At 36.8% G+C, this 26819-nt stretch carries 23 protein-coding genes; 2 read left to right on the top strand and 21 right to left on the bottom strand.

The annotated features are described in order from the left end of the window. Positions 1 to 52: 52 nt before the first annotated feature. The 5 genes from lpdA to ACFYKX_RS18245 all read right to left on the bottom strand — a co-directional run bounded on the left by lpdA (position 53) and on the right by ACFYKX_RS18245 (position 7056). Positions 53 to 1474, bottom strand: a complete 1422-nt coding sequence (lpdA, locus tag ACFYKX_RS18265; RefSeq protein WP_389362509.1) for a dihydrolipoyl dehydrogenase — start codon at positions 1472 to 1474, stop codon at positions 53 to 55. Positions 1475 to 1495: 21 nt separating this feature from the next. After that, positions 1496 to 2602, bottom strand: a complete 1107-nt coding sequence (gene buk, locus ACFYKX_RS18260; RefSeq protein WP_389362508.1) for a butyrate kinase — start codon at positions 2600 to 2602, stop codon at positions 1496 to 1498. Positions 2603 to 2729: 127 nt separating this feature from the next. Further along, complete coding sequence (bcd, locus tag ACFYKX_RS18255; protein WP_389362507.1) at positions 2730 to 3824, bottom strand: branched-chain amino acid dehydrogenase; 1095 nt, start codon at positions 3822 to 3824, stop codon at positions 2730 to 2732. A 122-nt stretch (positions 3825 to 3946) separates the two neighbouring features. Beyond that, positions 3947 to 4849 carry a phosphate butyryltransferase gene (gene yqiS, locus ACFYKX_RS18250; protein ID WP_389362506.1) on the bottom strand — a complete coding sequence of 301 codons (903 nt, stop codon included), beginning with the start codon at positions 4847 to 4849 and terminating at the stop codon, positions 3947 to 3949. 134 nt (positions 4850 to 4983) lie between these two features. Further along, the gene (locus ACFYKX_RS18245; RefSeq protein ID WP_389362505.1) at positions 4984 to 7056 is read right to left on the bottom strand and encodes a sigma 54-interacting transcriptional regulator; all 2073 of its coding nucleotides are present in this window, start codon (positions 7054 to 7056) and stop codon (positions 4984 to 4986) included. A 366-nt stretch (positions 7057 to 7422) separates the two neighbouring features. Between ACFYKX_RS18245 and ACFYKX_RS18240 the strand changes: the two genes are divergently transcribed. Continuing rightward, the gene (locus ACFYKX_RS18240) at positions 7423 to 7674 is read left to right on the top strand and encodes a DUF2627 domain-containing protein (RefSeq protein WP_389362504.1); all 252 of its coding nucleotides are present in this window, start codon (positions 7423 to 7425) and stop codon (positions 7672 to 7674) included. A 56-nt stretch (positions 7675 to 7730) separates the two neighbouring features. On the opposite strand, the gene ACFYKX_RS18235 is transcribed toward ACFYKX_RS18240, so the two are convergent. The 16 genes from ACFYKX_RS18235 to accB form a co-directional block, all read right to left on the bottom strand. After that, entirely contained in the window at positions 7731 to 8462 is a 732-nt protein-coding gene (locus tag ACFYKX_RS18235; RefSeq protein ID WP_389362503.1) for a glycerophosphodiester phosphodiesterase, read from the bottom strand. A 157-nt stretch (positions 8463 to 8619) separates the two neighbouring features. Continuing rightward, positions 8620 to 10197, bottom strand: coding sequence for a DUF342 domain-containing protein (locus ACFYKX_RS18230; RefSeq protein ID WP_389362502.1), 1578 nt, complete (start codon positions 10195 to 10197; stop codon positions 8620 to 8622). Between the two features lie 222 nt (positions 10198 to 10419). Further along, positions 10420 to 11223: a sporulation transcription factor Spo0A gene (gene spo0A / locus ACFYKX_RS18225; RefSeq protein ID WP_389362501.1), complete on the bottom strand. Its 804-nt coding sequence runs from the start codon at positions 11221 to 11223 to the stop codon at positions 10420 to 10422. 226 nt (positions 11224 to 11449) lie between these two features. Further along, a complete protein-coding gene (locus ACFYKX_RS18220) occupies positions 11450 to 11695 on the bottom strand; it encodes a hypothetical protein (protein WP_389362500.1) in 246 nt (81 codons plus the stop codon). An 89-nt stretch (positions 11696 to 11784) separates the two neighbouring features. Next, entirely contained in the window at positions 11785 to 13077 is a 1293-nt protein-coding gene (gene spoIVB / locus ACFYKX_RS18215; RefSeq protein WP_389362499.1) for a SpoIVB peptidase, read from the bottom strand. Between the two features lie 124 nt (positions 13078 to 13201). Beyond that, entirely contained in the window at positions 13202 to 14890 is a 1689-nt protein-coding gene (recN, locus tag ACFYKX_RS18210) for a DNA repair protein RecN (RefSeq protein WP_389362498.1), read from the bottom strand. Between the two features lie 15 nt (positions 14891 to 14905). Beyond that, the gene (gene ahrC / locus ACFYKX_RS18205; RefSeq protein ID WP_389362497.1) at positions 14906 to 15355 is read right to left on the bottom strand and encodes a transcriptional regulator AhrC/ArgR; all 450 of its coding nucleotides are present in this window, start codon (positions 15353 to 15355) and stop codon (positions 14906 to 14908) included. 408 nt (positions 15356 to 15763) lie between these two features. Further along, positions 15764 to 16609, bottom strand: a complete 846-nt coding sequence (locus ACFYKX_RS18200; protein WP_389362634.1) for a TlyA family RNA methyltransferase — start codon at positions 16607 to 16609, stop codon at positions 15764 to 15766. Positions 16610 to 16612: 3 nt separating this feature from the next. Beyond that, positions 16613 to 18508 (bottom strand): 1-deoxy-D-xylulose-5-phosphate synthase, encoded by a 1896-nt coding sequence (gene dxs / locus ACFYKX_RS18195; protein ID WP_389362496.1) that lies wholly within the window; start codon positions 18506 to 18508, stop codon positions 16613 to 16615. Positions 18509 to 18991: 483 nt separating this feature from the next. Beyond that, positions 18992 to 19882, bottom strand: a complete 891-nt coding sequence (locus ACFYKX_RS18190; RefSeq protein WP_389362495.1) for a polyprenyl synthetase family protein — start codon at positions 19880 to 19882, stop codon at positions 18992 to 18994. A gap of 3 nt (positions 19883 to 19885) precedes the next feature. Beyond that, a complete protein-coding gene (locus tag ACFYKX_RS18185; protein ID WP_389362494.1) occupies positions 19886 to 20119 on the bottom strand; it encodes an exodeoxyribonuclease VII small subunit in 234 nt (77 codons plus the stop codon). Next, positions 20120 to 21469: an exodeoxyribonuclease VII large subunit gene (gene xseA, locus ACFYKX_RS18180; RefSeq protein WP_389362493.1), complete on the bottom strand. Its 1350-nt coding sequence runs from the start codon at positions 21467 to 21469 to the stop codon at positions 20120 to 20122. 243 nt (positions 21470 to 21712) lie between these two features. Further along, positions 21713 to 22105: a transcription antitermination factor NusB gene (gene nusB / locus ACFYKX_RS18175; protein ID WP_389362492.1), complete on the bottom strand. Its 393-nt coding sequence runs from the start codon at positions 22103 to 22105 to the stop codon at positions 21713 to 21715. A 309-nt stretch (positions 22106 to 22414) separates the two neighbouring features. Then, on the bottom strand, positions 22415 to 22822 hold the full coding sequence (locus ACFYKX_RS18170; RefSeq protein ID WP_389362491.1) for an Asp23/Gls24 family envelope stress response protein: 408 nt from the start codon (positions 22820 to 22822) through the stop codon (positions 22415 to 22417). Positions 22823 to 22838: 16 nt separating this feature from the next. Continuing rightward, entirely contained in the window at positions 22839 to 24197 is a 1359-nt protein-coding gene (gene accC, locus ACFYKX_RS18165) for an acetyl-CoA carboxylase biotin carboxylase subunit (RefSeq protein ID WP_389362490.1), read from the bottom strand. A 14-nt stretch (positions 24198 to 24211) separates the two neighbouring features. Then, complete coding sequence (gene accB / locus ACFYKX_RS18160; RefSeq protein WP_389362489.1) at positions 24212 to 24721, bottom strand: acetyl-CoA carboxylase biotin carboxyl carrier protein; 510 nt, start codon at positions 24719 to 24721, stop codon at positions 24212 to 24214. Positions 24722 to 25215: 494 nt separating this feature from the next. Here accB and ACFYKX_RS18155 point away from each other — a divergent pair, with 494 nt between their 5' ends. Beyond that, positions 25216 to 26697, top strand: coding sequence for a methyl-accepting chemotaxis protein (locus ACFYKX_RS18155; protein WP_389362488.1), 1482 nt, complete (start codon positions 25216 to 25218; stop codon positions 26695 to 26697). The last annotated feature ends 122 nt before the right edge of the window (positions 26698 to 26819 follow it).

The following is a 26819-nucleotide window of genomic DNA, read 5'->3' as shown; positions in this document are numbered from 1 at the left end:
ATCTATACCTCCCAAATTCATTGTGAAGAGGGTTCCTCTTCAAGAATTAGACTTATGAATGGATTGCTTTTCCATCAACAGCTAGTGCCGCTTCTCCAATTGCTTCAGATAAAGTCGGATGTGGGTGAATCGTATGTGCAATTTCCCAAGGAGTTGCATCAAGTACCATTGCAAGACCAGCCTCAGAAATCATATCTGTTACGTGAGGTCCAATCATATGCACACCTAAAAGGTCATCTGTGTCTTTATCAGCAACAATTTTGACAAATCCATCTGACTCACCGAATACAAGAGCTTTCCCAATGGCACGGAAAGAGAACTTGCCAACCTTAACATTATGTCCTTTTTCCTTCGCTTGATCTTCAGTTAGACCAACACTAGATACTTCAGGATTACTATAAATACATTTCGATACTAAGTTATAATCCATTGGAGCAGGGTTTTCTCCTGCAATATGTTCAACCGCAAGAATCCCTTCATGTGAAGCAACGTGAGCTAGTTGTAGTCCACCGATTACATCTCCAATAGCATATATATGAGATTCCTTTGTTTGGCCATACTCATTAACTGAAATGAAGCCCTTTTCAACTTGAATCTCTGTATTTTCTAAACCAATTCCTTCAACATTTGCCTGCCGACCCACAGAAACAAGGATTTTTTCAGCTTTAAATTCTCTCGCTTCTCCTTTAACCTCTGCAGAGATTGTGACTCCATCACCTTTTTGCAGTGTTTCTGGAAGTACTTTTGCGCTAGTAATGATTTTCACGCCTTTTTTCTTCATTAGGCGTTGCATCTCTTTAGAAATCTCTTTATCTTCAGTAGGAATAATTCGATCAGCATATTCAATTACTGTTACTTCAGTGCCGAAGTCAGACAGCATCGAAGCCCACTCAATTCCAATAACTCCACCACCAACAATAACGATAGATTTCGGTACTTCTTCCATTGCAAGTGCTTCATCTGAAGTCATTACATAGTCAGCATCTGCTTCTAATCCTGGTAAAGTACGAGGACGTGAACCAGTAGCAACGATTACATTTTTCGGAATAAGCATTTGGTTTTCTTCACCGCTATTCATCTCTACTGAAATCGTACCAGGCATTGGAGAGAAGATAGATGGACCTAAGATTCGCCCAAGTCCTTCGTACACATCAATTTTCCCTTGCTTCATAAGATGTTGAACACCTTTATGCAATTGGTCGATAATTTTTTCTTTTCTTTCTTGAACCTTAGCAAAGTTCAATGAAACCTCACTAGTCATTACCCCAAAGTCTTCAGAATGTTTAGTTGTAGCATAGACTTCAGCACTTCTAAGTAAGGCCTTACTTGGAATACATCCTTTATGTAGACAAGTTCCACCTAGCTTTCCTTTTTCAACAATAGCTGTTTTTAAACCTAATTGTGATGCACGAATAGCTGCAACATAGCCGCCCGTACCGCCACCAAGGATGACTAAATCGTATTCCTGTGACAATTTTATTTCCTCCTCTAACTGTTATGCTTTTGTCTTCTTTTTCACATTTCCAGGATATTGCTTTTCACTTTCTTCTCCACGTAATACACGTAAAGCACCTTCAGCGAGTGCTTGAAGTTCATTTTCTCCAGGTTGAACAATGACGTCTGCAATCCAATTGATTTTATCACTTATCTCTTTAACAAAATCTTTACCATAAGCCAATCCACCCGTTAGGATGATTGCATCTACTTTTCCTGCCAAAACTGCACTAGCTGCTCCAATTTCTTTTGCAACTTGATAAGCCATTGCAGAGTAGACAAGCTTTGCTTTTTCATCGCCATTTTCAATCATTTTCTCTACTTTAACAGCATCATTTGTTTCTAAATATCCAACCAGTCCACCTTGCCCGACCAGCTTTTTCATTACTTCCTCACGGTAGAAGTCCCCTGAATAACATAAAGAAACAAGGTCTCCAGCTGGAACAGTTCCCGCACGCTCTGGACTAAACGGACCATCACCATGAAGACCGTTGTTAACATCTACCACTCTGCCTTTTTTATGAGCACCAACAGTGATTCCTCCGCCCATGTGGGTAACTATCAGATTTAAATCCTCGTATCGTTTACCTAAATCTTTTGAAACACGACGAGCCACTGCTTTCTGATTCAAAGCATGGAAAATACTTTTTCTTTCAATTAGTGAAAAACCGGATATCCTTGCTACTGGGTCAAGTTCATCTACGACAACCGGATCTACAATATAAGAAGGAATATTAAGTCCAGTTGCTATTTCGTATGCTATTATTCCACCTAAATTTGATGCATGTTGCCCTGAATAACCTGAGCGTAAATCTTCCAGCATGATATCGTTTACAGCATAGGTTCCGCCTTCAATAGGACGAAGAAGACCCCCACGACCACAAACGGCATTTAATTTCGATATATTAATCCCTTCATTATCAAGCGTTTCAAGAATGGTATTTTTACGGAATTCATATTGGTCAATAATATTGTCAAACTGGTTTATAACTTCGCTTTCATGACGAATTGTCTTTTCAAAAATAGAAATGTCATTATCGAAAACTCCAATTTTCGTTGATGTTGATCCAGGATTGATAACGAGGATTCGATTGTTTGATTCTTGCAACGTTTAGACCTCCAATAGTGAAAAAATGAGTATATAAGGTATAACAACAAAGTATCGTAAAGTACCCTTACTCAAAAATGGCAAAGAGGCTGAATGGTGTATCCAGCTCTCTTCCCCTAATTATTTATTAACGACGGCTTAAAATGTGATGTCCGTTTTGTAAGAATTGGCTACGTGAATTACGCATTCTTTCAATTCTTTCTTCTGCCATGCGATCAGCAGCTACATAAGTAGGAACCCCATCACGTTTTGCAATCTCAATTACTTTTTCGATGTTATTGTAAATGGTTTCAACCTTTTTCAATGCACGCTCACGGTTGTATCCATAAAGTTCATCTGCAACGTTAATAACACCACCAGCGTTAATTACGTAGTCTGGAGCATAAACGATACCCATTTCATGGATAATATCTCCATGACGAGGATCTTTAAGCTGGTTGTTTGCTGCTCCAGCAATAACTTTAGCTTTAATTTGTGGAATTGTATCATCGTTAATTACTGCACCTAATGCACAAGGAGCGAAAATATCACAATCTACGCTGTAAATATCATTAATGTCTACCGCTTTAGCACCGAACTCATCAACAGCACGTTGAACTGCTTCTTTGTTAATATCTGTTACAATCAGCTGTGCACCTTCTTCATGTAAGTGACGGCATAAAGTGAAAGCAACATTCCCAACACCTTGTACAGCGATTACTTTGCCTTCAAGTGAGTCTGTTCCGAAAGCTTCTTTAGCTGCAGCCTTCATTCCACGGTATACCCCATAAGCTGTAACTGGAGAAGGATTTCCTGAAGAACCGAATGCTGGAGAGATACCAGTTACATAATCAGTTTCTTCATGAATTAAGTCCATATCAGCAACTGTTGTACCAACATCTTCTGCAGTAATATAACGACCATTTAAACCTTGGATGTAGCGACCAAAAGCACGGAACATTTCTTCATTTTTATCTTTACGTGGGTCACCAATAATAACTGTTTTTCCTCCACCCAGGTTTAATCCAGCAGCAGCGTTTTTGTAAGTCATACCTTTAGCAAGTCGAAGAGCATCTTCAATTGCCGCAGCTTCAGATTCATAAGTCCACATACGAGTACCACCAAGAGCTGGTCCTAACGTAGTATCATGAATAGCAATAATCGCTTTTAAACCTGATTGTTTATCTTGGCAGAACACCAATTGCTCATAGTCATAAGTTTCCATATACTTAAAAATTTCCATCTTTATTTCCCCCTAGTTAAAATTTACATGTAGTAATAGTATTAAAAATTGAAAAACGTTCTATAAATCCTCTAAAATCGTTTTTCAATATGTTTAGCTATAAAGTTTGTGTTACTTTCAACTCAATTTGCTGAGCAAATCGCCAAAGCAAGTGAATAAAGCTTACTTTCAGCTGTGTCAGCTCTAGATGTTAATACGATAGGAGCTTTTGCACCTGCAATTAGAGCTCCAACCTTTGCATTTGCAAAATAAATTAAAGATTTATAAAGTGCATTCCCAACTTCAATTGTTGGTACAAGTAAAATATCTGCTCTCCCAGCTACTTCACTTTTTATGCCTTTATGTTCTGCAGCTATCGCAGAAACAGCATTATCAAGTGCGAGTGGTCCGTCAACAATGCAGTTCTTGATTTGTCCACGTCTATTCATTTGCGTTAAAATTGCCGCATCAACTGAAGCTTGCATCTCTGGGTTTATAACTTCTACAGCCGCTAGAGGTGCTACCAATGGCGTTTCAATTCCAATTTTCCTAGCTATCTGTACTGCGTTATTTGTTATCTCCACTTTTTGTTCTAATGAAGGTGCTATATTCATTCCAGCATCCGTAACAATCGTAAAACGATTATATCCAGATACTTCAAATACTGCCACATGGGATAAAACTTTCCCTGATCTTAAACCAAACTCTTTGTTCAACACTGCCTTTAACAAAGTAGCTGTTGGCACATTCCCTTTCATTAAAACATTTGCTTCATTTAGCTTCACCGCTTTAACAGCTAACTCGGCGGAAGCACCTAAAGAATTCGTATGAATAATTTTTATTTTTTCACTTTTCACTACTTCTGAATGATGATGGTTTAGGATCTGAAATATTTTTTCTTTATCACCAAACAATAAAAAATTAGCCATGTTTCTCTTGAGTGCTTCAGCTACGGCCTCTAAAACTTCAGAATCCTCAGCCGCAGCAACTGCTACAGTTTTTTCTCCGTATTGGGTTGCTTTTTCAATAAGCGAATCCAATTTCATTAGTGCTCAACCCCTCTTCAATCATGCTGCAACACTCACCATTTAATATATGCAAGAAGCGTGCCAACTCAAATTCTTATGAAAGCGCTTCATTTTTGACAATCTTATCTGCAACTTTTTGCATACCATGAAAATTATTGCGTGTCATTTTTTGCAAAGATACCGTATTTCTCTAACTTATAATACAAGTTTCGAACTGAAAGTCCTAATACCTTAGCGGTTGCGGTCTTATTACCATCATTCCGGTCGAGTGCTTGTTGAATAATTTTTCCTTCATAATCTTCTACAAGATCAGCTAATTTCCCACTTTTACTAACAAAGGACTCTGAATCATTTTTATTGAAAACATTTTCTTTGCTAATTAGATCTGGAACATGATGTAAGTCGATTTCAGTTTCGTGATAATTCATAAAAATAATGGCTCTTCCTAAAATATTTTCTAGTTCTCTCACATTCCCTGGCCAGTCATATTTCATTAATTGCTCCATCGCAGCATCAGAAACCCCATCAACATTTCTTCCATAATCCTGGTTAATCTTTTGAATAAGCCGGTTACAAAGAAGCGGAATATCACCTTTTCTCATTCTAAGGGAAGGAATATGGATTGGCATTCGATTTAGTCTATAATATAAGTCTTCCCTAAATGTCCCATTTACAATGCCTTTCTCAATATTTACATTTGTAGCAGCGATCACGCGTACATTGATTGGTATAGCCTTTGTACCTCCGACTCTTGTAATTTCATGCTCTTGAAGGACTCGTAATAACTTTGCCTGAGTATTGGCTGTTAATTCCCCTATTTCATCTAAAAAGATGCTTCCATTGTTAGCCTCTTCAAAAAGGCCTCTTTTTCCACCTCGTTTTGCACCTGAAAAAGCTCCTTCTTCATATCCAAAGAGTTCGCTTTCAAGTAAGGTCTCAGATAATGCAGCACAATTCACCCTTATAAACTTGTTATATTTGCGGTCACTAGCATTATGGATTGCGTGGGCAAAAAGTTCTTTCCCAGTCCCTGATTCCCCTCGTAGTAAAACTGTTGCAGGTGTTTTTGCACCCAATCTTGCCTGGTCAACAGCAAGCTTCATTTCTTCTGAATCACCGATAATGTCTTCAAAAGAGTACTTTGCTTCTAGTGTACGAATGATTTGCCTAGCTCGACTTAATTCTCTATTTAAGTTCTTTATTTCAGACATATCGTGGATGACTCCAACACTGCCCTTTATCTTCCCATTCACAATGACTGGAGCAACATTTACTATGACTTCTTTCTTATTAGGACCAACGCGCATAGCGACGCCCCTTACAGCTCTTCTCGTTTGGAGCACCTTCATATGCATGCTTTCACCCTCTGAAATATCAGCAGTAGCGGGTTGTCCAATCACTTGTTCATCCGTTAAGCCCGTCAGTTTCGTATAGGCAGGGTTAATCATAATCCCTCTACCATTCTCATCAACGACAGATATTGCCTCTTCACTTGATTGGATAATGGCTTGAAGCATTGTCTGAATATTTTTTAAATCAGTAATCTCTTCGGCTAAGTTTACTACCTCGGTTATATCCTTAAAAACTGAAAACGCACCGATTAGTTCGTCATTTTCCCCTACCATTGGAATTCTAGTAGTAATAATTTTTAACCCATTTGGGAGTACGAGCTCTTGATTCACTTCAGGCCGTCTCGTTTCTAAAACTCTATGTAGCTGACTTGTTGGAATAACCTCTAATACATGCCTTCCAACTGCATCTTCTTGTTTAATTCCGATCATCTTTTCAGCACTTCGATTAAAGAGGATAATCTCTAAATCTTTGTTAATAACGACCATACCGTCATCTGTAGAATTAAAAATTAGATCGTGCTTATATGTTTCATTTTGAAACTTCTCAATTAGATCTTCTTTTTCTTCAATTAGCATGGAAATCAGATAAGCAACACTTCCAGGGATGAGAACTGTATTTTTACTTCTTGCATTTAGTAACTGTTTGAATACTTCATCATTTCCCGTTACATCTATGACAATATCTATTTCTTTTGTTAAGTGCGGGCGCCAATCTATGTCTGTCAAAATTCCTTCCTCTTTTGCAAACATTATGCCAGGAGCATTTTCATTCTTATCAACGACCACTCGGACATCGAGCATAGCTGTTTCTTTTAAAATTTTCAGGATGGAAGTGCCACCTTTTCCTGCACCTACAATTATAACCTTTTGCACCACTTTCACCTGCCATTTATATGGAAAAATATTGCATGTTCATGGTATGAAATTTTTTTCATAATCACATTGTAAAACGAAAAGTAGTCGTTTACAAATTTTTTATTAATTCAGGCTGCTTCGAATAGATTGTTGCTATTCGCATATGATCTTCAACACGAATTCTATGCTACTTCGTGGTGTCTTTTCATCCCTACAACAAGAAAACAACCCCGTAGTCATTTAAAGCGGTATATAGTATTTAATAGCGACGAAGTTTACGAAAAGATGTAAATTTATTATTTTCCATGAAATTGATCCTTAATAGAGTTATAATAGATTGTACTTCTTTTTACGAAAGTTGCATTTCTGAAAGGATCTGTTGATATGATAAGAATCATTGCACTCTTAGTTTTACTTATCCCAGGTATTCTTGCTGCATATGGAATTAAGCTTATGCGCGATATGATATTCACGATACTTCACCCTCCGTTTCCATTCTTATGGCTTCAATTCCTTGTAGGCCTTTTACTATTTGTACTAGGACTAGCTTTCATAGCTGGGTTTATTTTTAGACGTGATCGTCGAAACAATAAAGTTCAAGCTCGCTTTAAGTTACCACAGGAAAAAAATAAATAAACGTAGAAACAGTAAAAAACGCTTGGTCAAAGTTCCATCACTCACCAAGCGTTTCTCTATTTTTTATATTGTTTTCGAATCCTAATTGCTTTAGCAGGATCATCTGTTATAAAACCTGAACAACCTACATCGAATAATCGACGCATTTCAGCTTCCTTGTTAACTGTGTACGGTCTAACGTCAATTCCGTTTTCCATAGATTTTATGATTACTTCATTTGGAGCAGCGATGTATTTAGGTTGAATACTCTTAGCACGAATTGATTTTGCATATACCCAGGGCATATACAGTCCCTCAACAATAAGGGGAGCAATTTCAATTTCGGGAGCCAATCGGTAACAATAGATAATGCTGTAGTGGTTAAAGGATGAGAAAATAATTCGATCGGATAAACCATATCGCCTCACTAGTTCAACAATCTTTTCCTCCATACCCTCATACGGGAAAATACCATTTTTCAGTTCAATATTGCATATAATCTCGTTTGACGTTAACCACTCTAAAACTTCCTCTAACGAGGGGATTCGTTCTTTCTTCAAAAAGGTTTTATTTTCATAACTAGCATCAAGATTTCTAAGTTCTTTATAGGTTAAATCTTTAACGAATCCTTTGCCATTCGTCGTTCGATCTACCTTTTCATCATGGATAACAACCACTTGACCGTCCTTTGAAAGTTGAACATCGATTTCTAAACCTTCAGCTCCGACTTTTTCAGCTTCTCTAAAAGCTTTCATCGTATTTTCTGGATAAGAGACTGAATAACCTCTGTGAGCAAAGATTAATGTCAAAGGATCACTTCCTTAGATGAGTCTAAATTCCACCTATATAAATCCCAGGTGTAAAAAGCCAAAAGTCTCCCTTAATCCCCTATCAATAAGTTATGAGTTGGAAGGCTCATCTTATGTTCCTAAAATAAAGATTATGATTCAAAAAAACTCGTGCTATTTACTCAAAATGTAAATAATTTCTCTCTGCATAAAAAGTCCCCTTAACGGTTGAACTCAATCTTCTATGAAGATTTTTGATTTGTAGCAATGTTTCTGGATAGGCTGCTTCATGGATAGAAACTTGCCCTTCACCTTTCGTTTCTAACAATGACATAATGGACTTCCGATTTTCATCAATAGATGTTAATTCGAGTAATTCTTTTTCAAATTCCTCTTTTATTTCTTCATATTGACTACTTTGTGCAGGATTCAACTGATGAATAAAGCTTTCAAAAACATCTAACTTTCGTTTTAAGGTCTCAAGATTAATGATTTTCTCTTTATAATTAAGCAGTATATCCTCTAAATCCCGCTCGAGTTCTTGCCTATCGAAGCCCTCAACTTGAATAATTGTCTTTCTTTCCATCTTATTTCCCAATATAGCTGTTACAACTTTCCCCTTTGCCTCGATGGAACCACCAATAATTTTCCCTTGCTTCATATCAGTTATAATGTTTTTCCCCTTAAGAACACTCCCAATTGAATAATAACCAATATTAATATCCTCACCAGCTTCAAGGAAACATTCATTGGCGTGTTTTACAAATATATTTTTTGCCGCCTTTATAATGCTATTTCCTTTTCCAAAAACGCCACCCTTAATAAATATGTCTCCACCTTTTGAAGTAATAGATTTAATCCCACTAACACCCATTTCCCCAAGTACAGATATATCCTTAGTAGCCGTTACACTATAACCTGTATTAATAATTCCCTTAACCGTGACACTTCCATCAAACTCAATATTTCCAGTTTCTACTCCCACGTCACCTTCGATGATAAGATGGTCACCTACCGCTATTTTGCCTCCGTGAAAGGAAACCACTCCGTCTACAAGCGCTCTCAAAATGCTCTTGCCATCCTCTTCAAATAAGCCGACTGTTTTTCGATCATATATAAAGTTTTTATTTTTCCCATTCCTAGGATGTAAAACTTCCCCGGTAACCGTCTTTCCTGGAGTCCCTTCAGTTGGTGGAGTTTTCTCTCCAAGCCATGTCCCTTTTTTTACTTCATCAATAAAATTCATATCGTAGTAATCTGCTTTTCCATCTTCTCTAATCGTCGGTTTCCGATCAGATAGTTTGAAATAGATAATTTCGGCATCTTTTCCGTTCTGTGGTTCAGTTCCCTCAGCAATTGTGATATCCTTCATTACCTTTAACTCATCATGAAGAACTGAAACATTGATTCCTTCTTTTACTCCACCGTTATGTAGGGTTTCTAATATTGTTGAGATAAGTTTTTCCCTGTTCTCTTCTAGCTCAGCTTGAGTACTATTCAGACGAATTTTCGCAATCATTTTATCTTTTGAAACCATTAGATGTACTAATGGCTTCATTTCACCTATATGAGTTTTCTCAGTATGGACTTCTTCAAGAGCTTCTTTTAATGGTAAGAATTTTGTAATGCTTATTCTAGGAAGGTCCTTTAATAATTCATTTAAATCAGACATAGAAGATCCTTCTTTTAAGACTGTAAGGAACACTGACCCGTTCTCTTCTTCTAATTGAATGTATTCATTTATAAATAGTTCCATATTAAAATACCTTTCCCAAAATATTTGCTAAATTTAGTATATAGGAAAATAAGAGGATTCGCTTGGAATTTTTTGAGAAGTTTAATGATTTTCAGGAAAAATTTTTTAGGTAATTTGAACTAAAAAACTACATTTACACATTATAAAAACCCAATAAATCTAATGATTTACTGGGTTTTATTAAAGGTATAATTCAATAATGTTATATAATTTCTAACTCTTTCAAGAAGCCTTATGCTCTAAGCGTAGTTTATCCGCGACCATGGCAATAAACTCTGAGTTTGTAGGTTTTGCTTTCGACATACTGACCGTGTATCCAAAAAGGCTTGAGATACTGTCAATGTTTCCACGACTCCAAGCTACTTCAATTGCGTGACGAATGGCACGTTCTACTCGAGACGCAGTCGTATTGTATTTTTTAGCGATATCTGGATATAACACCTTTGTAATAGATCCTAAAAGTTCAATATCGTTGTATACCATTGAGATGGCTTCACGTAAATACAGATATCCCTTTATATGAGCTGGTACGCCAATTTCATGAATGATACTTGTGATACTAGCATCAAGATTTTTTGGCTTTTGTTCAACCTGAACACGATATCCATTATTTGAAGCTAATGTTGAAGGTTTTCTAAGAATACCGTTGGACTTTCCACTCACTTGGCGGATATGGTTTCCTAGATTTTCAAGATCAAATGGCTTCAAGATAAAATAAGAAGCCCCTAATTCAACTGCTTTCTTCGTAACATCCTCTTGTCCGAATGCAGTTAGCATAATGACATGTAGTGGCGGATTCTTTTTCATCTCACGTACTTTCTCGAGCACTGCTAACCCATCAAGATGCGGCATGATTATATCTAAAACAAGGACATCTGGATTAACACGTTCAAGTAGGTCCAGACATTCTTGACCATTATGAGCTACCCCAACAACTTCCATATCCTCTTGAGAACCGATATAGTCTTCTAACATTCCCACCAGTTCTCTATTATCATCCACTACACAAACTTTAATTTTTTTCACTTCAAGTTTCCTCCTCGATCCGTTTTCTCGTCTCTGTAAGTCGTTATATATATATATTCTAATAACAGATTCGACAATGCAACTAAAAATCCTTTTCTTTTTTTATTTTTTCTAAAAAAAGCCATAATATCTTTATTTTTCTTTAATTTTCTCTCATATTCGACTCGATTCGAGTATTGACATCAAATTGATAGTAATTTTGTCGAAAAATCTTTATTTCGCTGATTTAAAGCAAAAAAAAGGCGGAAAAATCCGCCTGCATCATTTTTCTGGGCGATAAGCACCCTTTGATATTCTGTGCTGGTAAACGCATTTTTGTTCTAGCTCCAGCGACTAGCTCCTCGATCACTTCAACTCCTCCTACAGAAGCAAACACCGCTTCTTTGTCGGAGTCTCCAGTGCTTGTCGGAGCTGACCAAGTCGCTTCCGCTTTTCTTCTTTGTCTAGCTCCAGCGACTAGCTCCTCGATCACTTCAACTCCTCCTACAGAAGCAAACACCGCTTCTTTGTCGGAGTCTCCAGTGCTTGTCGGAGCTGACCAAGTCGCTTCCGCTTTTCTTCTTAACTTGCTTTTTCTCTTGGTTTTTCGTAGATGTCGATTCCGGCTTCATTCAGCATCCATTCGATATGAACGCCGTATCCAGATGTAGGATCATTGACGAAGACATGTGTTACAGCACCAATTACTTTACCATCTTGAATAATTGGGCTTCCACTCATTCCTTGTACAATACCGCCGGTTTTATCTAATAATTCTTTGTCTGTTACCTTTATAACCATTCCTTTTGTTGCTGGAAACTTCTGTGGAATCGTACTAACAACTTCTATGTCAAACAGCTTTACTTCATCGTTATCAACAACAGTTAGTATCTGTGCTGGACCTTCTTTTACTTGGTGGGATAATGCAATAGGCATCGGCTTATCCATGATGCCATTTGACATGTCTCGATTTAACTTTCCAAAAATTCCAAACGGACTGTTCCTCGTAATATCACCAATTACTTCACGATCTGATGAAAAGCGAGCTAATTTTTCCCCTGGATCTCCATTAGCCCCTTTTTCAATGGATGTCACGGTTGAACGAACGATTTGTCCATCTTCAACCACGATTGGTTTCTTTGTATCCATATCTGAAATCACGTGACCTAATGCGCCATATTTTTTGGAGCCCGGATGATAAAAAGTCATCGTCCCAATCCCTGCAGCTGAGTCACGGATATATAATCCTAATTTATAGTTTTCTTCATTTTTTTCTTTTAATGGTTTTAGCTTTGTTTGGACCTTTCCGCTTTCTCTACTAACAACAATATCTAAATCTTTTCCTGTTTTACCTGCTTCCTGTACAAATGGTGCTACATCTGACATTTTTTCAATCTTTTTACCATTAATCTGCGTAATAATGTCTCCAACCTTAATTCCCGCGATCTCTCCTGGTGATAAATTCCCCTCTGTCGTACTTACTTGATGGTGACCTACAACTAATACGCCAACCGTATTTAACTTAACTCCAATTGATTGTCCGCCTGGTATAACCTTGAAATCCTTAATAACATTAACATCGACCTTTTTGATTGGGAAACCAGCTAATTCCAATAGCATCTCATTTTTCCCATATTCTTTTGCTTGTAAAGAAACAGAGTTTTTTTCTTGTTTAAGTGAAATATTTGATTCATCGCTTGAGAATGTTGCCGATACAGGGGATGCTTTCTGAATTTCAAAATCTTGCCCTTCAAAAAGGGTAAGATTTTTCGGAATATGGATATACTCCTGAAATGGCTTGGAAAATCCGATTGCAACTAATGAAACAAGGAGAATTCCACCAATTATTTTTCTAAGAAGTTCAAGTTTCAACATCTTCACTCTCCTCGCTTCTAGTCCACACACAACAATTTTTATGGCTACATCTTTAATTTTGCCTCGTTGAGTTGCATTTATAACCTCAACTGAAATAAAAAAGCTACCCTGTTTGGATAGCTTTTCAAGTTATTTTTGTTTCGTTAGCTAAATGAAGTAATTCTTTTGCGTGTTCCTTCGTCAAATCCGTGATTTCCACTCCGGAAATCATCCGACCAATTTCCTTAATTTTTTCCTCCGTATCAAGAGGTTTTACAGAAGTTTTCGTTCTTCCATTTTGTGTATTTTTTGCAATATACAAATGAGTATCCGCCATTGCAGCAACTTGAGGGAGATGTGAAATGCATAATACTTGCGAGTCAACTGAAACATGATAAATTTTGGAGGCAATCGCTTGAGCCACTCTTCCACTAACTCCGGTGTCAACCTCATCAAAAATAATTGAAGTAACACCCTGATGTTTGGAAAAGATACTTTTTAGTGCAAGAATTATCCTAGAAAGCTCCCCACCAGAAGCAATTTTAGATAATGGCTTTAAAGGCTCACCTGGATTTGTGGAAATATAAAATTCTACTTTATCGGATCCTGTTGAACTAAAGCTCTCATAGTCACTATTGAACATAACCTCAAAAACCGTTTTTTCCATATACAACTCTTTAAGCTCTTTATGAATTAACTTTGTCAATAGTACAGCATACTTTTGTCTAATCGTGCTTAATTCTTTAGCTTCAAGTACCAAGTCTTTCTTAAGGGAATTTAATTCTTTTTGAAGCTGTTCAATATGCGTTTCTTTGTTTTGCAATGTCTCTATTTCTTCATCAATTCGAGCGGCATACTCAAGGATTTCCTCAATTGATTTTCCGTACTTACGTTTCAATTGATTAATCTCATTTAGTCTGTCTTCAATTTCACTTAGTCTTTCAGGATCAAATTCAAGTACGTCTAACTCATTTCTGATTGAACGCGATAGGTCTTCAAGGATATAAAAGCTGTTTGAGACAGTCTCAGCCATTTCCTTATATGAAGGTTCAATTTGAGCGATATCCTCAAGCTGACTCATTACATGACCAATCCAGTCTAATCCCTTTTGTTCTCCTTGTAGGGACGAGTAGGCGGATTTCATGGCGCCATATATTCGCTCAAAGTTACTTAATCTTCTCTTTTCCTCTAGAAGTTCCTCATCTTCATTCATTTTTAATTCTGCACTTTGAATTTCATCAAACTGAAATTTGATTAAGTCTAAGCGATGGGCCATTTGTTGTTCATTCTCACTTAGGCTTTTCAATTTTTTTAGCGTTTGCTCATAGGCTCTATACAGATTTTCATATTCCAGTAGGGCTGGCTTAATCTTTTCTAACCCAAATTGATCGAGTAAGGGTAAATGCTTGGTCTCGTCCATTAATTCTTGATGTTCATGCTGGCTATGAATATCAATTAATGTACTACCGATTTCTCGGAGTGTTGAGATTGTTACTAATTTTCCATTTACCCGACAAACACTCTTGCCACTACTTGATATTTCACGTCGAAGTACAACCATTCCATCTTCTATTTCTATTCCAAAATCATTCATTTTTTTATACAGAGATTGTACCATGGTATCAATTTGAAAGAGACCTTCAATTTCTGCTTTTTGTTCCCCATGTCTAACAAATTCGGCAGAACCTCGACCGCCAACAAGCAAATGGATCGCATCAATAATAATTGATTTACCTGCTCCAGTCTCACCTGTTAAAACGGTTAAACCTTTTTCAAAAGAAACTGAAAGAGTTTCAATAATTGCAAAGTTTTTAATCGATAATTCGCTTAGCAATACATTTCACCTCTATTAAAGCATTTCAAGGAATCGATTAGAAATTACTTCATTTTCTTCTGGAGTTCTACAAATAATTAGGATTGTATCATCTCCACAGATGGTTCCTAATATTTCTTCCCAATCTAAATTATCAATAAGGGCTCCTATCGCCATCGCATTTCCTGGTAATGTTTTCATAACAAGAAGATGGCCGGCCGAATCAATTCGAACAAAAGCATCCATTAGATTTCTTTTTAATTTTTGCAATGGATTAAAGCGTTGATCGGCTGGTAAGCTATATTTGTAACGCCCATCCATTAACGGAACCTTCACAAGGTGTAATTCCTTAATATCCCTTGAAACTGTGGCTTGTGTGACATTAAACCCTGCATTTTTTAATTCATCAACAAGATCGTCCTGTGTTTCTATATCATTATTCGTAATAATTTCACGAATCTTAATATGTCGTTGGCCTTTATTCATCTCTTTCACCTCTATAAACAATCAATTTCATTTAGGCTGTTTTCCATAGATTGTTGCTATTCGTATATGGTCTTTAACACGTATTCTATTCCACTTCGTGGCATCTTTTCTTCCAGAATTAAGAAAACAGCATCATAGTGCGTATAAAAGCAGTTTAAAGCATTTAAGAAGCAACAAAGGTTACGAAAAGAGCCTTCATTAATAAATATAAGTCCTACTCATATGTTAATCGAATTCTTATTTTTTGTACAACCATTCCTGAAAATACGATAATATTCTGTCTATTTCGATATTAAACAAGAAAATCATCATCTGAGTATCTATTTCTTGCTTTTATGATTCGACAGAAAAATTAGAATACCTTTTTCAAATTTTAGCAATTCAAAAAAAAGAATAAGCATTTAGCGCTTATTCTTCATTACCCGTATTCTTTGTTTTTAATTCTTGATGTGCATCAGCTACAACGGAAGAAGGAGATGCAGGAAGATTGTTAGCTCCTACCTCTTTTTCTCCCTCCCAGCGTAAATGGAGTAAAAATTCAATATTGCCGTCTCCTCCTGTTATAGGAGAGAAGGAAAGGTTTTCAATATTATAGCCTTGTTTCAAGGCAAAGTCGATTATCATATTGATAACCGCTTCATGTACCTTTGGATCTCGGACAATTCCCTTTTTTCCAACCTGTTCCCTTCCTGCTTCAAACTGCGGCTTTATTAAAGCAACAATATCACTACCTGAAACTAGAAGTGTTTTTAAGACAGGTAAAATTAGTTTTAAAGAGATAAAAGAGACGTCAATGGAAGCGAAGTTTGGCATGTCCCCACCTAAATCAGCTGGTGTGACATAGCGAAAATTTGTTCTTTCCATTACAACGACGCGTTCGTCCTGTCTTAGCTTCCACGCGAGCTGATTATAACCCACATCTAAGGCATAAGACATTTTTGCACCGTTTTGTAGAGCACAATCTGTAAATCCACCAGTTGAAGCACCAATATCAATCAATACTTTATTTTGGATGTCTACTTGAAAGATTTTTAACGCTTTTTCTAACTTTAGTCCCCCTCTACTGACATAAGGAAGGACATTCCCTTTTATCATTAACGGTAGATCTACACTTACTTTTTCACCAGGTTTGTCTAGGCGGTTTTCATTACTAAATACAAGCCCAGCCATAATCGCTCTTTTAGCTTTCTCACGAGTTTCAATTAATCCTCTTTCTACTAGTAAAACGTCTAAGCGTTCTTTCTTACTTTTCATCATTTAAGCCCTTTTTTGTTTTATTCTAGCCAAAGTTTGTAATTTTTGTACAACATCTTCGGTTGTTAAACCAATTTCCTTCAATAACTCTTTTACGCTTCCGTGTTCTATAAAACGATCTGGTATTCCCATTCTCTCAATCGTTACATGGTGATAGCCTTTGTCGTGTGCAAACTCTAAAACAGTGCTACCAAATCCACCTTGCAAAACAGCCTCTTCAATTGTTAAAACAGGAATATTCTGTCCAAAAATGGTCAAAAGCATTTTCTCATCCAGTGGTTTAATAAAACGTGCATTAACAACCTTAACGGAAATACCTTGTTTTTCTAATTGTTCAGCTGCCTCCATTGCCATTGGAATGGTCGTACCGAATGTTAAAATAGCAGCATCTTCACCATCCTTTAAAACTTCCCATGTACCAATTGGAATTTCCTGAAGCGTTTCATCCATAGGAACTCCATAACCATTTCCACGAGGGAATCTCATCGCGATAGGGCCATCATCGTAGCTGATTGCAGTCTTTACCATATGTTGCCCTTCATTTTCATCCTTTGGCATCATTAATACAAGATTTGGCACATGTCTTAAAAATGCGATATCAAAGACACCTTGATGGGTTTCGCCATCTGCACCAACTAACCCTGCTCGATCAATTCCGATAAAGACATTTAAATTTTGACGACAAATATCATGTACGACTTGATCATAAGCTCTCTGAAGGAACGTGGAATAAATAGCTAAAAATGGTTTCATCTTTTGGGTTGCTAACCCTGCTGCTACGGTTGCAGCATGTTGTTCTGCTATCCCTACATCATACATCCGCTCTGGAAACTCACTTGCAAACCCTTCAAGCTTAGAACCCACAGGCATTGCAGGAGTAATGGCTACTACACGCTCATCTTCCCTAGCGAGCTTTCGTACTGTTTCACTGACAAGCTTGCTCCATGATGGAGGAGGAACTACAGCGGGCTTTACAAAATCACCCGTTTCAATTTTATATGGGCCTGTACCATGCCAAGTCCCTGTACGATCGGTTTCAGCAGGTGTATACCCTTTTCCTTTTTTCGTTATAACATGAAGAAGGACAGGACCATCTATTTTTTTAGCGTATGCTAGGTTCTCAAATAAGTCCTCATAATTATGACCATCAACAGGACCTAAGTATGTGAATCCCATTTCTTCAAAGAACACACCTGAAACAAGTAGGTATTTTAAGCTGTCCTTAATTCTCTCAGCTGTTGAAGCCAATTTCCCTCCAACTGCAGGAATCTTTTTGAGAATATATTCTAATTCATCTTTAACCCATTGATACTTACCGGCTGTTCTAAGTCTTCCAAGAACATTGTGAAGAGCACCAACATTCGGTGCGATTGACATTTCATTATCATTTAGAACGACAATCATGTCTTTTTTCTCGTGTCCAATATGGTTTAACGCCTCAAGTGCCATACCTCCAGTTAAGGCACCATCTCCTATTACTGGAATAATATGAGAATCTTCTTTTTTCAGGTCTCTGGCAATAACCATCCCCATGGCTGCAGACAACGATGTTGAACTGTGTCCTGTTTCCCACACATCATGCTCACTTTCAACCATTTTAGGAAATCCACATAGACCCTTGTATTGTCTTAACGTGTCAAAGTCACAAGCTCTACCAGTTAAAATTTTGTGGACGTAAGATTGATGTCCCACATCCCAAAGAATTTTATCCTTTGGACTGTCAAAACATTTATGAAGAGCTATTGTTAATTCCACCACACCTAAATTCGGCCCAATATGTCCACCAGTTTTTGAAAGCTTTTCAATTAGGAATCGTCTTATATCTTCACTAAGCGCTTCCAATTCTTTTTGAGATAAATTTTTTAGAAAAGATGGGTCTTTAATAGATAATAGATCCATTTGAGGATCACTCACTTTCATTTCGTTTTATTCATTAGTTCGTCATTAAGTTCAATATGATTACTAAGGTTGTTTTCGTAGAGTGAATCTAACGAACATTATACTTTGTTTTGTGGCATGTTTTTATAAAATAACAGCACTTTAAATAAGTTTGAGAATACCTTTATATGCCCAGAAGCAAGAATTACGAATAAAGGCTTACTAAAATTCTTTAAATCATATAAGAAATAGTATCTTTAGAGTACCTCATTGCAAAGAATTTTCCAAATGAAAGATAATGATTACAACTATACGTATAAAATTGAAAAAAGAGCCGCTAACACGAATGTGATAACGGCCACACGATACTTTTACTTTTAAACATATTTCACACATGAAATTTCAAGTATGTATAGAGAAATGAGGACTGCTCATAACAATCATCGAAAGTAATCAATATTATAACATATTCAAAAATATCACTCAAATGCCAAAATATACTTACTAGTGATCTCGACTTGCTACTAAATCCGTAATCTCTTCTAGCAATTCAGTATCTAGCCCTGTTTCTTTCAATGCTTGTTTAGCTTTCGTAATCTGAGTATTTAAAGCCAATTTTGCACCTTCCATGGTTAGCAGTGATGGATATGTGCTTTTTTGATTCGTTTCATCACTACCAACTCGCTTACCTATTTTTTCTTCACTTCCTTCTAAATCCAAAATATCATCACGAATTTGGAAGGCGAGTCCTAAATGATTTGCAAAAGAAGCGAGTAATTCCATTTTTTCATGATTGGCATTAGCTAGAATAGCCCCAGCAACTACACTAAATACCAATAGCTTTCCTGTTTTATGAATGTGAATGTATTCTAACTCTTCTATCGTGAGTTTTTTTCCTTCTCCGTTTATATCGGCAACTTGACCGCCCACCATGCCTTCTGCACCAGCTGCCTTTGCAAGTTCTTCAATCAATTTTACTTTCGTTTCAGCAGTGGCTAAATCTGATGGTGTATGGGTGACTAATTGAAAGCTATAGGTTAAAAGTGCATCACCTGCTAGTATGGCAAAGGCATCTCCGAATACTTTGTGATTGGTTGGCATACCTCTTCTTAGATCATCATTGTCCATACTAGGAAGATCATCATGTATTAACGAATATGTATGAAGCATTTCTATTGCCGAAGCAGTAAACAATCCCTTCTGAGTGTTTTCACCAAATGCTTTTAATGTAGCAAATAGCAACAACGGACGAATTCTTTTTCCACCTGCTTCTAGGGAATAAAGCATGGAGTCTTTAATAATTTGGGGAGCATTTAGGGTTTGAACACTTGCTTTTAAATGTTCCTCAAGTAATTCCTTGTGTTCTTTAGAAAAGGCTACAAGAGAGTTTCCCAATTCTTATTCCTCCTCCTGAATGGTGAAGGGTTCCTTTTCTCCATCAACGGTTAATATTTGTACAAGTTGCTCTTCTACATTTTTTAATTTATTATGACAGAGCTTTGAAAGTTCCATACCATCTTTATAGATTGAAATAGCTTCTTCTAGAGGAACATCCCCCTCTTCAAGACGCTCAACAATGAGTTCTAACTTTTTCATTGCTTCCTCAAATGTAATATTCTCATCTTTAACCATTTAATTTCCCTTCCCCTCTATCTCAATTACCGTACATTTCATCGATCCATCTGCCATCTTGACTTCAACGGTATCGTCTTTCGTAACTTGCTCGATACTTTTAACAAGATTTCCAGCATCACTATAAACAAGGCTATAGCCTCGATCCATAATCTTTAAAGGGCTTAATGCCTCTAACGTTGAAAGCATTGAATGAAAATCCTTTTGTTTGGAAGATACAATAGCCGTCATAGCCCGGTTTAAGTTTTTCTCCATTTTCTGATGTTTTAGTGAAGCATCTACCAAGAGATCATTTGGATGATTTCTTACTAATCTTTTATGCTGTTGTTGAAGTTCTTCCTGTTTTAATTCAAATAACTTTTTTGCACCTTTTCTTAATTGTTCTGACAGCTTATCGACTTGCTCCAACTTTTGTTCGTAAAGTCTTTGTGGATAACGAAAAGCATAAGACTTTTGAATTCGTCGTAGCCTTTCACTATTCAAACTAATTTTCTCTTTCATCCCTCTAATAAGCCTTGTTTGGGTTGTAAGCAACTTATCTAATAACTCTTCAATATTAGGGACAGCCAATTCCGCTGCAGCTGTTGGTGTTGGCGCTCTGAGGTCTGCAACAAAGTCCGCAATCGTAAAGTCCGTCTCGTGCCCTACTGCAGAAATAATCGGAATTTCAGATTGGAAGATCGCTTTAGCCACTGTTTCCTCGTTAAACGCCCAGAGTTCTTCAATGGATCCTCCACCTCTCCCTACTATTAATACATCGATTTCGTTAGAACGATTTGCTTTCTCAATAGCCTTAACAATCGATGGTGCGGCTTGTTCCCCTTGTACTAGAGCGGGAATTACGAGGATATTAACAATCGGGTAACGCCTCTTAATCGTTGTGATAATATCTCGGACTGCTGCACCTGTTGGTGAAGTAATGACTCCCACCGTGTTGGGATGTTTTGGTAGCCTTTTCTTATTCCGATCAGAAAATAGCCCGTCTTTTTCTAGTTTCTCTTTTAACTGTTCAAAGGCCAAATACAAATCGCCTATTCCATCAGGTTGAAGTTCTTTTATGTATATCTGATATTGTCCAGCAGGCTCATAAACAGAAATCTCACCCCTAATTAATACCTTCATACCGTTTTCAGGTTTAAACTTCATGTATCTATTTTGACTTGAAAACATGACAGCCAAAATACGAGCCTTTTCGTCCTTTAATGTAAAATACATATGCCCACTAGAATGTTGTTTAAAATTTGATATTTCCCCTCTTACAAAAATGTCTTGAAGGTGAGGATCAGCATCAAATTTTCTTTTTATGTATTTAGTAAGAGCATTGACAGATAGATAACGCTGATCTTTCATAATAAGCTCCTTTTATATGCAGTTAATCCTTTGTCTAGTGAAATTCGCAAAGTTCTCCCTCACTTTTCAACTAAGCTCCCGAACTCTAACTTACTCCACTAACTAAAGAAATGATTATAAAAATAAAAATCTGCCCATTCCTATTATAAATTCTGAGCTCTTGTCCGTCACGTTTGGACTTAAATTAGCTCACTTTTAAATAGCAAGGACAGAAACTACTAATATGAATGCTTACATGAATTGTTATAATAAATGACTTTTCACTTTCGATAATACACCGTTGACGAACCGGCTTGAATTCTCATCACCATATAATTTTGCAATTTCAATTGCCTCATCTATTACAACATTTGCTGGAACTTCTTCTTTACAAAACTGAAGCTCATAGACAGACAACCTGAGAAGATTTCGATCTACGTTCGCTAAACGATCTAACGTCCACTTTTCAAGAAATTTAGTAATCGTCTCATCTATGTTTTGCTTGTGCTCAAGTACACCATTTACCAATGTATTTAAATATTGATCATTTGATTGTCCATCTAAAACATGTTCAATAGCGTCTCTTGATTCTACTTCACTTACCTCTATTTGAAATAAAGCTTGTAATGCTTTCTCTCTCGCTGTTCTTCTTTTCATCTATTCTTGAACTCCTTTTAGGGCTTGATTAAGATACCTAGAAAAATCATAACACATGAAATGTGATTGCGTACAATATCCAATTATATTTTTTCACAATTACCGTTTCTGTACTCATTTAATTAATTTTTTCGTGTGATTGCTCTTAAGAAGTTAGGTGGATCTCATCTATACTTGTTACAGTCCCATAACCACAAAAATAAACGTCTGAGGTTCTTAAGAACATATATTCACCATGTTATCCAATCGTAAAGTTTTAAGACATAATAAAAAGCCAGAGACATTTAATCCCTGGCTCAAATGTTTTTATTATAATTCTTGATCCGTTTCTGGCTCTTGCTTTTGATTTTCAAATTGAATTCCAACAATGTGGATATTCACTTCTTTTGCATCAAGAGCAGTCATGTTTAATAGCGCTTGGCGGATGTTGTCTTGAACCTTCTGTGCAACAGTTGGGATTGATACCCCAAATTTCATTAAGCAATACACGTCAACTTTAATACCTTCTTCACCAAGTTCAACACGGACACCCTTACCGTGATTCTTCTTTCCTAATCTTTCAACGACACCAGAAGCGAAGTTCCCTCTCATTTGTGAAACGCCTTCTACCTCAGATGCTGCAATACCTGCAATAACTTCAATTACTTCAGGAGCAATTTCAACCTTCCCAAGACCAGTGTTACTTGGGCTCATCTCCAAGATGTTGTTTTCGTTCATATGGCACCTCCTGTAATTATTCTTCAGTCTTCATCACATCATACATTTCTAGGAATTTAGTATTAAATTCCCCTTCTACAAACTTTTCATGACTAAGAAGTTTTAAATGGAACGGAATTGTCGTATGAATACCTTCAATGATGAACTCACTAAGAGCTCGCTTCATACGGGAGATTGCTTCTTCCCTTGTGCTTCCGTATGTGATGACCTTCGCAATCATGGAATCATAATATGGTGGAATCGTATAACCTGGATAAGCAGCTGAATCAATTCTCACTCCTAAGCCACCTGGTGGTAAGTACATTTGAATTTTCCCTGCTGAAGGCATAAATTTCTTTTCAGGATTTTCAGCGTTGATCCGGCATTCAATTGCCCATCCGTTAAAAGTTACTTCTTCTTGGTTAAACTTTAATTTTTCCCCAGAAGCAACTTTTATTTGCTCCTTAATCAAGTCCACACCAGTTACCATTTCAGTAACAGGGTGTTCTACTTGTATACGTGTGTTCATTTCCATGAAATAAAACTTTCGATTGCGGTAGTCATATATAAATTCTACCGTGCCAGCGCCTGTATAATCAACTGCTTTTGCAGCTTTTACTGCAGCTGCTCCCATTTCGTTTCGTGTTTCTCCATCTAGAGCTGGGGATGGGGTCTCTTCTAGAAGCTTTTGAAGTCTTCTTTGAATGGAGCAATCCCTTTCTCCTAAGTGAACCACGTTTCCATAGTTGTCTGCAAGCACTTGAATCTCTACATGGCGGAAATCTTCAATATACTTTTCAATATATACCCCAGGATTACCAAAGGCTGTAAGCGCTTCCTGTTGGGTAATATTAATACCCTTGATTAACTCCTGCTCTGACCTTGCAACACGGATCCCTTTACCACCGCCACCAGCAGTAGCCTTAATAATAACCGGATATTCGATTTTCTTTGCAAGCTCAATAGCCTCATCCGTATCTTTAATAATCCCTTGTGAACCTGGGACAATTGGAACGCCAGCTTCTTTCATCGTTTCACGAGCAATATCCTTTGTTCCCATTTTTGAAATGGCTTCAGGACTTGGACCAACAAAAGTAATATTGCACTCACGACAAAGCTCAGCGAAGTCTGCGTTTTCAGCTAGGAATCCATAACCAGGATGGATTGCATCGCAGTCCGTTAATTTTGCAACGCTAATAATATTGGTAAAGTTTAAATAGCTATCTTTTGAAAGTGTAGGACCTATGCAATACGCTTCATCTGCTAATTGTACGTGAAGTGATTCTTTATCTGCTTCAGAGTAAACCGCTACAGATTCAATTCCAAGTTCACGACATGCTCGAATAATTCGTACAGCAATTTCTCCTCTGTTTGCAATTAATAATTTCTTTATCATCCTGAAATCACTCCTTATTCAGGCTTAACTAAAAATAGTGGTTGTCCGTATTCTACTAGCTGCCCATCTTTAACTAAGACTTCTACAATTTCTCCGTTCACTTCGGCTTCAATTTCGTTAAATAATTTCATTGCTTCAACGATACAAACAATGGAATCATTGGAAACCTTTGAACCCGGTTTTACATATGGACCCGCTTCTGGAGATGGAGCAGCATAAAAAGTTCCTACCATTGGAGATGTGATTTTATGTAAGTTACTAGTGTCAGTAGCTGCATCTTTTGTCGCTTCTACTTTAGGCTCCTCAGCTTTAACCTCTTGCCTAACAGCAGCTGTCTCAACTATTTGTGGTGCTGGTGCTGCCTCTGGAACCGCAACTTGTTTAACTGGTTGGGTCACTGACACAGTTCCTGTAATATTTTTTTTCATTTTGATTTTTGAACCTTCAAATTCGTAAGTAAACTCATCTAGACTTGATTGATCAACGAGTTTAATTAATTCTCGAATCTCTTGTACTTTTAACATGTTAGGCACCCCTTGTTATTTTCATTAATTATACATGGCTTAATTGAATTTAAAATTAAGAACTAAATGTTCTAGAGAGAGTCAACTTCTAATTCTCTAGATTTAAGAACCTGAATGCTTTTTTAGCACTAGATACTAATACTATACGATAATACCTTATGAAAGTTCAACACATTTAAAGAACTCTGTACCCAACATTAAATGTGAAAAACTACGCTTATCAACAAAATGTGATGCCATTTTTTCTGTAAAAAAATTAAAGTTTTGTAATCACTTTCTCCGCCAAACGTCCATTATCATTTATTTATTTTTTGAAAAATTTGTGAACTTTTACAGAGGAGTTTTCTTTTACAATATCGAAATAATATCTAGAGTTTTTGATTAAGGATTAAAAAATCTTCAATACAACGATTGACATCATCCTAAAGACACACGAATTGAGTTTTTTGATTATAACTAGACTCTGTACTTAATGTTTAGAGAGAGGGAGATCCATGAAAACAATCGAGGAAATTAAAAAGGAAGATTTAACTAGAAAGAACTCTCTAGTAGTTAAAGCCACATTTGTAAGCGTTTTATTGGCTGCAGTAGTTGATATTGCTATGAAGAAGGAACTTGCCGTGATTCTTTCCATTATAATTGGAGGGTTAATCGGAGTAGCCATAGTCGGAGGACTTCATTATTTTAGAAAGTTTACAACCTTCATTCCCTATCTTGCCATTATCATTGTTACATCGGTCCTGTTTATTATTATGGAAAGTAGCGTGTCTCCTACCGCTTATTATTTATTATTTTTTGTTTTAGCTACAGGCGCCATTTATATGGATAGGAAGGTTCTTTGGCTTGCCTCATCATTAGGCTTTTTAGTAATCACCCTTTTTACTTGGCTTCACCATGAAACATTGCCTTTGGAATCAAAGAATTATGTAACAATATACCTATTATATCTTCTTGTGACTATTTTACTCTCATTTCAACTTTCAATTGCAAAAAAATTATCTGAGAATATTGTTTCTGCTCAAGAAGAAACAGAACAATTACTAATCAGAGACCGAGAAATTCGACAAACCGTTGAAGAAAGTACATATAACCTTTCCCATTTAATTGATCATGTGAAAAATAAAAGTCATGAAAACTTTCAAGTTACTCAAGAAATGAACACTTCTATCTCAGAAATTGCTTCCGGTATTCAAACCCAGTCAGATTCAATTATTGAAATATCCCAATCATTGGAGAACTCAAACAAAGTAGTGAATGATACAAGTATACTAGTCAACAAGCTTCACACTGATGCTGTCAATGCAGAAAAAGTGACTGATAGTGGGGAGAAGCTAGTTTTTAAACTTAAAAATGATTTATCTGTTTCCTATGAAGATATGCAACAAGTTCATTCCCATATTACTTCTTTATCTAGTTTAGTTAAAGAAACCTCTCAATTCGCTAAATCCATTCAAGAGATCGCAGAACAAACAAATCTACTTGCTCTAAATGCATCTATTGAAGCAGCTCGCGCAGGTGAGAGTGGGAAAGGATTTGCGGTTGTCGCAGAAGAAGTTAGAAAACTAGCAGATATAACTAGGAAAACAGCTACTCAAATTACGGATAATTTAAATAATGTCATCACCGATACAGATTTAACGAAAGAAAATGTAACAAGGACTGGTCAAAAAATTACGGATAATTTACAGCTTGCTGTAGATACCGAACAAGCATTTCTAAAGATCCAAGAGACTTTCTACAGGTTAAAAGAAGATATAACTCAGTATGATTCTCTAACACAAGAAATCCTTAACTCATCCAATTTTATTCAAGAAGCTATTAATGATTTCAGTTCAGTGATTGAGCAAGCAAGCGCTTCTCTTCAAGAACTCTCTTCGACTGTTGGTGTTCAAACCACACAACACGAAGACCTGTTCCATTCTGTAACAAATGCACATCAATCGGTTGAGAATTTGGTGAAGTTACAGCAAAAATAGGAGATGACCAAAGGGATCGTGAACTTGATTCCTTTGGTCTTTTTTAATTGTTTTGTAGATAAAACGGCTGATTTCCGCTACAGGCGCTTGCTTTCCGGGGGGCGTTCGCCAAGCCTCCTCGT

Source organism: Cytobacillus spartinae (genome assembly GCF_042865285.1).
Lineage (GTDB): Bacteria > Bacillota > Bacilli > Bacillales > Cytobacillaceae > Robertmurraya_A > Robertmurraya_A spartinae.
This window is presented reverse-complemented; position numbering and strand designations above follow the sequence as displayed.